The following is a 12,292-nucleotide window of genomic DNA, read 5'->3' on the forward strand; positions in this document are numbered from 1 at the left end:
CTTTACAAAACCTACCAACATTAACAGGGTTGAGGCTTAAGACTCTTCCAAAATCAATGTCAAAACATCATGCGGTGGAACATCAGTTTTTAAACTATTTTTAGTTGTTCCCATAGATTTTCCGGTCCAAGCATTTCCAATTTTATATAACACAGTATTTGTATTAAGCTGTTTATTAAAAATATCATCTTTCACTTTTTCTTTTTTCCAGTCGAAGTCTAGTTTCTTCACTTCTGATGAGCGGTTTAGAAATGAAACTGCCCATTTGCCATTACTTAAAGGCTTAAACCAAACTTCAAAACCATTTACTTTTGAATACCTGAAACCTTGAATACCCAAAGAATCTTGATTGATGGAGATGATTTTTTTATTGGTTAATACTTCCTTGGTTTCTTGATTCATATTTCGCAAATCATTGCCAGCAATTAATGGTGCTGCTAACATTGCCCACATAGAAAAATGGGCTCTATCCTCTCCGGCTGTAAGTTTTCCATTTCCTATTTCCAGCATATCAGGGTCGTTCCAATGTCCTGGACCAGCATATTCTCGCAAACCATCTTGCTTATCTAAAATTTGCATCACACCCCACGATTTCCATGTTCCATGATCTTCCACGCAGTCGAAACAGTTAAAAATATCCCCGCTAGTACGCCACAAATGGCCAACTGCCGGACCCCAAACCCAAGGTTTATCGGTACCCCATTCGCAAATACTTAAAATCATTGGTCTGCCTGCTTTGCGCAAAGCCGCTGTAATTGTTTTATAAGCGCCTTCGGCTTTTAATCCTTCTGTGTTACACCAGTCATACTTTAAATAGTCAACTCCCCAACTTGCATACGTTAAAGCATCTTGAAATTCGAAACCTCTGCTTCCTGGGCGACCGCCACAGGTTTGCGAACCAGCATCAGAATATAAACCCAATTTTAAGCCTTTACTGTGAATATAATCGGCCAGGGCTTTCATTCCAGAAGGAAATCTTTTTAAATCTGGATGAATAAAACCTAGGCTATCGCGTTCTCCATGCCAGCAATCATCAATATTTATATAAGTATAACCTGCTTGTTTCATACCCGAACTCAACATCGCATCTGCAGTTTCTCTAATTAATTTTTCATCTACATTACAAGCAAATTTGTTCCAGCTGTTCCATCCCATTGGCGGCGTTAATGCTAAACCATCGTATTTTTTATAGTTTTGAACATAATTGTTTCCTTGTCCGAAAGCTGCGGAACTCACAAGCATTGTAATCAATAGAAAAAATCTAAGCTTCATAAAATCGGTTGTTATTTATTTAATTTTTTAAGTTGATTTCGAATATAAATACCTGCCGGTGTAAGCATATCAACACTCCATTTCCCATCTACCGAAGCTCCAGGCTTTAAAAGCGCCGTTGTTTCATTCTTATCGGTTAAATTCCAATTTGCAGAACTTAGTTTATTTCGTTCCATCCAGGCAAACCATTTATCAACTTTTTCAACAATAAACTTACCATCACCAGTAGCCTCTCCTACGCCCCATTCGGTTACAAATAGCGGTAATTTGGAAGCAATTGCTACATCGGCTCGCTGCATTAAAGCTTCTTGATGACTTGGTTCTGATGCATAAAAATGGAAAGAATAAGCAATATTGTTAAAACCCTTAATAGGGTCTTTCGCAGCCACATCAACATCTTGATCCCAATGTGGGCTGCCTACCACAATTATGTTTTTTGTGTCGTATTTTCTAATTTCTTGAATAACTTGGATGGCGTAATCTTTAACTGTTTGCCAATCTATTCTTTCAGGCTCATTAAATATTTCATAAATAACATTTGGCTTACCAGCATATCTTTTAGCCATTTTACTAAAGAATTCTTTTGATTGAGCCAAATGTTGATGTGCATTATGATCGTGCCAATCAATTAGCACATACAAGCCTTTTTTAATGGCCGTATTAACTGTTATATCTACAAGTTCTTGTTGTTCAGCAGGGTTTTGTAAATAACCACCATCTGGTTGAACGGCCATAGAAACACGTAATAGATTAATATTAAAATCAGACTGTAACCAATTCACAACATCTTCATTATAATATTTTTTTCCTTGCCAAACACTCCATGACAAGCTTATACCCCGAAGTTGAGGTGGTATATTTCTGCTGTTAAGGATTTTTCCGTTAACAACTTTTAATGCCCCATTGCGTTTAACCCAATTTATATTTTGAGCAAAGCCGATATTAAAAGAGAATAAAAAGACAATTAAAAATGAGATTTTTTTCATAGGACTATTTAATTTGATATACTGAAGGCATTTTATCGGCAAAAAGCACGAAGCCATCATTTTTAAAATTCATAAAATCGCTGGCTGCCGGATGACCAGGAAAAGGTGTCCAATAAGCATCTTTTGTATTTGCCCAAAGCAGTGCATAAGAAAATTCGAGATTTTGGTTTTTTAATGATTTTAATAATTGCTGTGTAAACCAATCGCTTTTACTTAAATTTTGTAATCCTGTTTCGGTAAGTGCCGCCAATTTATTGTGTGCCTTTGCATAATCAGATACAATTTTGAACTTTGATGCAGCTACATTTGGCGAAACATTAGCTTTCATATCTTCATAATTATCGGTTCCAACTAAATCCACATATTCGTCTCCAGGATAATAAGTTAAGTATTGAGCTTGAGAATTAAAATTTCTATCAGGCGACCATGCAAATAAAAAATTCCTAACGCCTAAATCATCTCGAAGATATTTAACGGTGTATTGATACATTGCAATATATTCTGCAGGGGTACAATGTCCGCTTCCCCACCAAAACCAACTTCCATCCATTTCATGAAACGGACGAAAAATTATCGGCACCAACTTTCCATCCGCACCAATAAGTGTTTTAGCGTAATCAGCAACAATTTTTAACGAAGCTTTGAAAGTTGCGTTTGCTGTGCCACCTGGTAAAACCTGATTTACTGCGATTACAGGTGAATCTGACCAATAGAAATTTCCTTTTGAAACCGGATTTGCATAGTGCCAAGCATAAGTATTTATTCCGCCACGATTATATGCTTCGATGGTCAAAGTGCGTGCTATAGATTTTTCATAATCAAACCAGTTTCCGGTAGAAAAATTAGTCATGTGAATAAAATCATGCCCGTAAACCGCAGGGTAAGAGCCAGTAATGGTTTTAACATCACTTTGTGTTGTAGCAATTCCGGTAAACTGTTGTTCGTTTGCCCATTGTGTTGTTGCATTGATAACACCTCTTTTGGTATCATCTTGATGCCCAAAAAGCACATTGCTTTTGGCAATTTGCTTCATATTATAAAATAATGCGGCGGTTTCATCGGTTGCATTCTTATCCACCAAGCCAGCCTTAATTGTGGCTAGGTTGGTTGATGAGGTAACCGGTATGATTGGAACCGTAGTGGGAATTTGAGTTTCCACCATTTCAGCTTCATTTTTTTTACACGAGCTGAATATAAGAGAGCAGATGGTTATTACGAAGCATATTTTTTTTAAATTCATATATAATTTTTTTCTAAAGATTACTTATCAAAATCTTCAATAGATATTACTTTTGCCATCAAATCATCAACAAAGAAAGTTCCTGATGTTTCACTTAGAGCAATCATTAATCTAAAACCATTTGATTCATCTGGCACTTTTAATTTTTTGATAAAATTAGTCCAATCTTCAGTGCCGACTTTTTCAACTAAAGGAATTCCTTCACCTATTTTTTTATCTCCGTTTGTAAATTCTAAAATAATTACTGCTGTATTCCAAGCGTTTGCGCCTTGCTCTACCGCATCAATTTTATAAAAGCCAGATATAGAAATTGCCTTGGTATTTTTAGGAAGTTTAACTTTTTGGTCAATCCCTTCCCATTTTCCTTTTACATAAGAAACAAGCGCTAAACTTGCTCCGCCAGATTTTCGTACAACTGTAGTAAGCTTAGCATTACCTGATTCCCAGCTGTTTAAATCATTCTCGAAGCCACCATTACCAATTAAATTTTTTTGTGCGTAAACTTGATGTAAACTACAAAGCCAGATAATTACAGAAAAACAAATACATTTATTCATTTCTTAATGTGTTGAAAACGTAACCTTTAAAGATTGCTTCGTGCTTTGTAAAACTTATTCGAAATTTTAATTACAAAGCACAAGGCAATCTCTTGTAGATAATGTGATTATAGTAGTTTATTAATAGATGACGATTGTTTAGCTATATAAATCCTAAATCATCAACATAAATTGTACTTGGTACTGCATTACCTAAGCTTTGCAACACAAATTCTGTTATCACTGTCGGGTTACCCAAATCTTTCAACTGAATGGTGTAATCGGTATAAACACCTGGCGTTAACGTGATTGCAACCGGGCTACCGTAATTACCATTAATCACCAATTGAACTCTGCTTCCGGCAACAATGCCAGCGCCACCATAGATAGAAAATTTTATTGCCGTCAATCCTGACCGAGCAACATCAATAGTTGAACCATTGTAACCTATTTGCAATGCACCATATCCATCAGTAAAAGTGGTTGCAATGGCATTAGTACCACGTTTCACATTAACAGTATTTACCAAGTTTATTGTACTGTTATAACCTAAATAAGAACCCCAGCCTGTTGCAAAAACATCATCGTAAAGCAAAGCTTTAAAGCCAAAAGAGCCTGTGGAACGGGTTGTACCGCCTGGAGTAGTCACCAAAATTCGCGATTGTACAACACCGGCTGGTACTCTTACTTGTATTTGTGTGCTGGTTGGTGTACCAACAATTTGTGCCGGGATAGAATCGAAAGTAACTTTTGTAACGCCTTCAAATATGGTTCCAACCAAAGTTACAATTTCACCCGAACCCGCAGCAACCGGACTAAAAGAAGTAATTATTGGAGGTGGTTGCAAAATTGGAAAATCGAAACTCGCCGAGCCAAATTTTGTGGTAACCACTAATTTATTACTTTGAGTTGCGCCATAGGGTATTGTTGCAGGTATTGAAATAATAATACTGTTATCGGTTAATAGTGCGGGGTTATAATTAACCTGTACCCCGTTAAATGAAACTGAAAGTGTTGTTAAAAGGTTTTCTCCAACAATGGCATATTGATTATTTAATCTTCCAGCCACAACGGTAGAATCGAATTTCACTTGTCTGGTTTCATCATAAATCGAATTAGAATCTAAAGTAACTCTATGTACAACATTTCTAATCGTATCTGATTTACTGATAAGCCTTACCTTGGTAATTTTTGGCGCACCGCCAGCGCCCTCATCGGTTTTCTTGCATGAAGAATAACCCATTGCTACTGCCATAAACAATAAAAGCAGCGCAAATTTCGATTGTTTGTTTATCTTTTTCATGTACATTTTATTTAAAAACATAAGGTACTGGTGGTTGTAATAATTTAGGATTTGATGCAACTTCTGTAGCAGGGAAAGGGAATAAGAATTTACCATTTGTCATGGTAGAATATCCGTTTCCATAACTGTTTGATGGAACACTATTATCACCCGAGCCTCTATCTTGTTGATTGATAATCGTAATTGCATTTGGATGGTTAGTAACATTAAATCCATCTAAACGGCATAAATCAAACCAGTAATCAAATTCGAACATAAATTCTCTGCGGCGTTCTTCTAAAATATCATCGCGATACAATTGAGCTGGCGCATTAGTTGGTTTGCCCGGAGTATTGTTCGCCGTAAAATAGCCACGTTTAATTTCTGTTAGGTTACCCAAACCAGCACGATTCCTGATTTTATTAATTGCTGCTAATGCTTGTGCATCGGTACTATTTTTAGCGCCAGCCATTATTGCTTCAGCGAGAATTAAATAAACTTCCGAATAACGCATCATATACACATTATTTGCTGATGATTGAGCTGAACCAACTCCTCCATTATCAGCAGGTGTACCAACAACATATTTTTTAACAAATGTGCTTGTACCTTGTCCTTGATTTGCCAATTGCGTATATCCACCAGTTGCTTGGTTTAGTTCAGGATAGTTAGATCCAACAACCATTATGGTTGGCTTAAAGCGTTTATCATCTTGTTGAAAACTATATAAGGCATCGAAAGTTACACCCAAAACACCATAACCATCGCCGGTTCCGGTAATTACGGTACTTGCTGCCCAAGATGCTTGCAATGGGTTACCTCTTCCGTAACCACCAGAACCAGCCCACTGAAGTGCAATTACAGATTCTTCGTTGTTATTATTTGCTGTTAAAAATAAATCCTTAAATTCTTTACCCTGAATATCACTACCATAAAGCTTAAACTCACCGCTGCTAATTACTTTTTGCGCACAAATTCGGGCATTATTGTAATCTTGCATGGTTAAGTAAACTTTAGAAAGCAAAGCCGTAGCAGAACCACTGGAAACACGACCCTGCGCTACGGAGTTTCCGCTTCTAATTTGAGGCGTTAGGTTTGCTTCAGCAAATTTTAAATCATTAATGATGAACTTATAAACATCAGTTACAGGATTGGTATTAACCTGAAAGTTTTCTACATAATCTAAAGTATTTTCGATTATAGGCACATTGCCAAATAACCTAACCAAATGGAAGTAGGCTAACGCTCTAAATAAACGGGCTTCTCCTAAAGCATTATTAACAACTTTAGCATCTACCGTTGCAGGAACTTTTGTAGGTAAGTTATTTATTATAGCGTTGGATTGTGCCACAACAATCCATAAAGAATTGTAAGCATTTGCAAGTTCGGTGTTTCCATCAGTTACAGAGAAGTTTCCAAAATTTGCAACATCAGATGAATATGAGCGACCGTTTCCGCTAGCCATTTCTGTAATGGCCCATCCACCTTTTGCTACCCACCCAAACCAAGGGGCACTGTAAAGTACATTGGTACTTGATTTTACCTGATCTGCAGTTTGATAGAAATTATCAAGCGTAATTGCACTTTGAGGTGGACGATCGAAAAATTCCTTTTTACAACTGGTTACTGTAGTCATTACGAGTACAGCAATTGCAAATGAATATTTTATATATGTTTTCATATTTCTATTTATTATTAAAATTCTGCGTTAATACCAAAAGTGTAAGTTCGTGGTGTTGGGTATCTTCCGCTATCTACATTTGTTAAAAACACATTGTAGTTTTGGTTTCCAACCTCCGGATCAAGACCTTTATATTTAGTAAATACGTATAGGTTTTGTACGCTTGCAAAAACTTTTAATCTGTTTAATTTTATTTTTCGGATAAAATCTGATGATAAACTATAAGCTAAGTTTACATTTTGAACACGTAGAAATGATCCTGATTCGATAAACCTATCAGAATTTTTAAGGTTCGGATTATCTCCACCACGAGGTGCCGGAATATTAGAACCTGTATTGGTTGGTGTCCAAAAATCGATAGCAGAAGCCAATTGATTTTGGTACAATCCTGATAATCCTTTTAGTTGATAATTCAACGCATTAAGAATTTTGGCACCATAAGAACCGTTTAAAAAGATAGATAAATCGAAAGATTTATAAGAGAAATTGTTGGTGATGCCATAGGTAAATTTAGGGTTTGGATTTCCTAAAGATGTTTGATCCAATTCATCGATCTTTCCATCGCCATTGATATCTTCAAACTGAATATCACCCAACCATGTACCTGCACTGTTATTGATAACTGGACGCCCGAATTGAACCGGAGCAGTTCTTAACTGTGCATCTGTACGGAAAATGTCTTTTACCTTATAACCATAAAATTCGCCAATTGAGCCACCAACCTGGGTTCTGGTAACCGTCATTTGAAGGAAACTTACATTAATTTTTCCATCGATAAACGGAACTCCATCGGCAAGAGATAGTACCTCATTTTTATATTTAGAGAAAATTACTGTTGTATTCCATTTAAAATTACCAGTTAAGTTTTTGCTGTTTAAGGTAAAATCAAAACCTTTGTTACTTACTTTACCACCGTTAATATATGGCGGACTAATTACGCCTGTACTAGAATATGCTGCCGCTTGCCCTACCAAATAAGCAGGAAGTGGTTTTTGGAAAAGAAAATCTTTTGATGTTTTATTAAAATAATCAAATGAAGCGTCGATTCTTCCTTTAAAAAGACTAAAATCGATACCCGCATTGGTTTGTACAGCACTTTCCCATGTTAAATTTGGATTGGCCACTTTATCAACTGCAAAGCCTGTACCTAAGCCAGTAACAACTGGTGTTAAAGCCGAACCATACTGATAGTTTGGAAGATTCTGATTACCTACTTCTCCATAACCTACTCTTACTTTTATATTGTCAGCAACGTCTTTTATTCCTTTCATAAAAGATTCATCAGATAAACGCCATGAAACTGCAAAGGCTGGAAAATAACCGGTTTGTTTGCCTTCAACAAATTTTGATGACTTATCTGAACGGATGGTTGCTGTTATACTATATTTATTGTTGTAGGTATAAATTCCCCTCGCAAAAAACGATTCTAAAGACTGGCTATCTTTGTATTCACCAATTACAGCAGTTTTTAAATCTCCTAATCCAAGGGTTTGCAAATCATTACTTAAAAAGTTTTGAACAGAAGCATCTGTTCCACCCCAGCTAGATTCATTCACCTCATAACCTAACAATGCAGTTAAATTATGTTTTTCGTTAAAAGTGTGGGCATAAGTTAAATATTCTTTCCATCCCCAAAATGTTGTGTTTGAGTTATATTCTTGTAATCTGGCCGTTGCATTGCCATAAATTCCGTACTGATAGGTAGGTACAAACACTCTCGCTGCAGAATAATTGAAATCGCCATTCACTTCAGATCTTAAAGTCAAATCCTTCGAAAATTTTATCTCTCCATAAAGCGCACCATTTAAATTACTTCTGTTTAAAACATTTGTAATTTCTAAAGATTGTGCAACAGGATTAATCTGCCCGCCTTGCTGATTTGAATTCGGAATCGGACCAGCAAATGATCCATCAGGATTTCTAACAGCTTGGTCTGGCGCACTTAATAGTGCATTATAAACTATACCTGTGTTATTTGATAAACCCTGATTTTCGTTTGAGCGACTTCCAGATAGCGACAAGCCAACTTTTAACCAAGGCTTAATCTGACTGTTGGTATTTGTTCGAAAAGTATATCGTTTGTAATCGCTGCCTAAAATGGTACCGTCTTGTTTTAAATAACCACCAGAAATATAGTAATCCAAGCCATCTTTACCACCCGAAATTCCCAATTGATGATTTTGCATTACCGCATTTCTAAAAACCTCATCCTGCCAATTTGTACCTTCACCCAATAATGTTGGGTCGGCAAATTCCGCTCTTCTTTGCACACCTGTAACATCGGCTAAAGCATTTTCTAGTACAGCATATTGCTTAAGATTCATTACATCAAGAAATTTTCCTTGCTGCGAAACGGCTCCATATCCATCGTAAGTAACTCTTGCTGAACCATTTTTACCTCGTTTAGTAGTGATGATAATTACTCCATTTGATGCACGACTACCATAAATAGCTGTTGCAGATGCATCTTTTAATACATCAATAGATTCTATATCGCTTGGGTTAATTAATGAAAGCGGACTTACTGCAGATTCGCCATTATTAGCCGATAAACCAACTGTTCTACCGCTGGTAGCTTGATTGGTAGCATCTCCAGAAATGGGTACACCATCTATTACATATAATGGTTCGTTAGAAAGACTTAACGATGTTACACCCCTAACACGCACCGATGTAGAACTTCCAGGTGCACCAGAGTTTTGTGTAATGGTAAGTCCTGAAGCCTTTCCTTGCAACATTTGGTCGATACTTACCTGCGGCACATTTGCAATATCAGATGCTTTTACAGAAGAAATAGCACCGTTTACATCGCCTCTTTTCTGATTACCATAACCAATTACTACTACATCAGATAAATCGGTTGCGGCAGATTTTAGTACAACGTTTATCACGCTCCTATCGCCAACTAAAACTTCTTGTTTAGATAAACCGATAAATGAAAATACCAATGTTGTTGCCGAGCCTGCCGGAACATTAATAACGTATTTACCATCTGAATTTGTGGAAACAGCTGTTTGAGAATTTTTGATAAGCACACTTGCGCCGGGTAAGGTAGTACCCTTTTCATCTGAAACAGTTCCTGTAATTTGCCTATTTGTTGTATTCTGTGCCATAGCCGGAAATAGCGATGCCAGGAATACTACAAACAGAATAGCTGTTCGTAATTTTTTACTCATAATGTTTATATTTAGTTATTTATTTACTAACTCAAATTTAACGTCGATTTGAAGGATATTTATAATATTATTTTACCTTAAGTTGATCCAAAAAGAACTGTCACATCACCTTTACATTATTAAAACTATCATTATCAACGTACTTACCGCAATATCCTATAAATTGAAACTTATACTTTTTTGCCAAATTTTAATATAAAAATCACCATAGCCGTTAGTTGTAGATTAAATCTATTACCTTGTTATTTGTATATTGATATTAGAAGCTTCGAAAAAAATTGATAATAAAAAATGCCGAATGAAGCTACTTTATTTGTTGTTTAAGGTTCTAAATCAAATCTTTCAACTTGAATTTCTACAAGTAAGAATAGATGAGCATAATGAAACATACTTTTTAAGCTTATGGTAATAGTTTCTTATCTATATTAATTTACCCATCTGATTTTGCATATTATTGCATGATAACAATAGCCAAATGAAATCTAAAATCCTTTTCTTTATACTTATTTCATTATCCTTTGCTGGTAAATTATGTGCCAGCAAAAAAAATCAAACAACAGATACCCTCTCTGCTTCAATGCTAAAACCTTTCGGAAGAAGCATCTTAAATAAAGAGAAAAAATTAGAGCTTATAAGTTCGGCGGTACATTTTGGCTTTAAATTTAGAGGAGAAAGCTTTAAAATTCTGGCCACTTTAAAAAACAGAAACGAACACAATTATTTGCAATACGAAATGGATGGAAAATATCAAAAACGGATTCGTATTGATGGAAATAATCAAAAGCCCATATTAATAGCCGCAAATGGTAAAGGTGAACACACCGTGTGGATTTATAAAGCCACCGAAGCCCATACCGGACCAATTATTATTGAAAGTATTGTAGCGAATAAAATTGTACCCACTAAAGTTCCTAAAGCACCATTAATTGAATTTATTGGCAATAGCATAACCTGTGGTGCAGCATCAGATGCCTCGGATTTCCTTTGCGGCACAGGTACATACCACGACCAGCATAATGCATACATGGCTTATGGACCGAGAGTTGCGAGAAAGCTAAGTGCAAATTACGTTTTAAGTAGCGTTAGCGGAATAGGTGTTTACAGAACTTGGAATACGAATGGACCCTCTATGCCAGAAGTTTATGAGCGTCAGGATTTTCGTTCAACGACTACAGATAAGTGGGATTTTAGGCAATATGAACCAAAAATTGTTAGTATCGCTTTAGGCACAAATGATATGAGCAACGGTGATGGCAAAACCGAAAGAAAACCTTTTGAAGCCGATGTTTTTATTAGCGAATATGTAAAATTTATAAAACTCATTAAATCTAAGTATCCGAAAGCCCAAATCGCACTTCTTAGTAGCCCAATGATACATGGTGAGCAAAAGAAAATTTTAGAAAAATCGCTTCTCGCCATAAAGACAAATATCGATTCTGCATACCTGAAAGACAAGAAAGTGGCTGTTTTTTCCTTTCCAGAAATGCAACCACATGGCTGTAGCGGGCATCCTGACGTAGCCGATCACCTTATCCTAGCAGAGCAACTTTATCCATTTTTTAGCAAATTATTGAAAGAAGAATAATTGATTTTGATATTTCTTCATTATCAGCATCATTACTTTAATAAATTATTAGATTTTACAAAAGTAAATTCACTGTTAAATCACTGATATTTCTTATTAGATGTTGTTGTGACCCATCGCAACATATTGGTCCAGATATTAGATATCCATTATCCATCCTATTAACATCCATCTTTTGATACGCTGAAGCGGTGTTTGCGTGTATATTTTCAATAAAAAGAAATAAACTTACCGAAGAGCAACTATTCTGCAATTGTAATTTAATCATTTCTGATTTATCAATCCAAATGGCGCCCGGATTTGCAATACCAAAGCAAAAAGTTTGACCATAAGTGATTAATTGCTGCGATGAATGCCTTTCATGTTGGTATTGTTTGAGGTTAGCAGGTATTCCATTTTTAAACGATTGTACCACTTTCAATATTTTAAATGTATTACGTTTTTGAATTTTAACCTTAGCACCTGATCTTACGAGTTGATAAATTAGCTCTGCACTTGAATCATCATTGTTTCCAAAGGCTTCATAAGTCATAC

The 12,292-nt window shown here is 36.0% G+C and carries 9 protein-coding genes; 1 reads left to right on the forward strand and 8 read right to left on the reverse strand.

Annotation, left to right across the window (positions count from 1 at the left end):
• Positions 1-36: 36 nt before the first annotated feature.
• The 7 genes from ACFOWA_RS14120 to ACFOWA_RS14150 form a co-directional block, all read right to left on the reverse strand.
• Positions 37-1,272 (reverse strand): glycoside hydrolase family 27 protein, encoded by a 1,236-nt coding sequence (locus ACFOWA_RS14120; RefSeq protein WP_378986201.1) that lies wholly within the window; start codon positions 1,270-1,272, stop codon positions 37-39.
• An 11-nt stretch (positions 1,273-1,283) separates the two neighbouring features.
• Entirely contained in the window at positions 1,284-2,258 is a 975-nt protein-coding gene (locus ACFOWA_RS14125) for a glycoside hydrolase family 5 protein (RefSeq protein WP_378986203.1), read from the reverse strand.
• Between the two features lie 4 nt (positions 2,259-2,262).
• Positions 2,263-3,420 carry a glycoside hydrolase family 26 protein gene (locus ACFOWA_RS14130; RefSeq protein WP_378986205.1) on the reverse strand — a complete coding sequence of 386 codons (1,158 nt, stop codon included), beginning with the start codon at positions 3,418-3,420 and terminating at the stop codon, positions 2,263-2,265.
• Positions 3,421-3,518: 98 nt separating this feature from the next.
• Positions 3,519-4,055: a hypothetical protein gene (locus ACFOWA_RS14135; RefSeq protein WP_378986207.1), complete on the reverse strand. Its 537-nt coding sequence runs from the start codon at positions 4,053-4,055 to the stop codon at positions 3,519-3,521.
• A 142-nt stretch (positions 4,056-4,197) separates the two neighbouring features.
• A complete protein-coding gene (locus ACFOWA_RS14140; protein ID WP_378986209.1) occupies positions 4,198-5,337 on the reverse strand; it encodes a hypothetical protein in 1,140 nt (379 codons plus the stop codon).
• Positions 5,338-5,344: 7 nt separating this feature from the next.
• Positions 5,345-6,997: a RagB/SusD family nutrient uptake outer membrane protein gene (locus tag ACFOWA_RS14145; RefSeq protein ID WP_378986211.1), complete on the reverse strand. Its 1,653-nt coding sequence runs from the start codon at positions 6,995-6,997 to the stop codon at positions 5,345-5,347.
• Positions 6,998-7,011: 14 nt separating this feature from the next.
• Complete coding sequence (locus ACFOWA_RS14150) at positions 7,012-10,173, reverse strand: SusC/RagA family TonB-linked outer membrane protein (protein WP_378986213.1); 3,162 nt, start codon at positions 10,171-10,173, stop codon at positions 7,012-7,014.
• 475 nt (positions 10,174-10,648) lie between these two features.
• Between ACFOWA_RS14150 and ACFOWA_RS14155 the strand changes: the two genes are divergently transcribed.
• Positions 10,649-11,758: an SGNH/GDSL hydrolase family protein gene (locus ACFOWA_RS14155; protein ID WP_378986215.1), complete on the forward strand. Its 1,110-nt coding sequence runs from the start codon at positions 10,649-10,651 to the stop codon at positions 11,756-11,758.
• A 55-nt stretch (positions 11,759-11,813) separates the two neighbouring features.
• Here ACFOWA_RS14155 and ACFOWA_RS14160 read toward each other — a convergent pair whose 3' ends face one another.
• On the reverse strand, positions 11,814-12,290 hold the full coding sequence (locus ACFOWA_RS14160; protein ID WP_378986217.1) for a hypothetical protein: 477 nt from the start codon (positions 12,288-12,290) through the stop codon (positions 11,814-11,816).
• Positions 12,291-12,292: the final 2 nt, after the last annotated feature.

The sequence above is a fragment of the Pedobacter lithocola genome (assembly GCF_042650845.1).
GTDB classification, from domain to species: Bacteria; Bacteroidota; Bacteroidia; order Sphingobacteriales; family Sphingobacteriaceae; genus Pedobacter; species Pedobacter lithocola.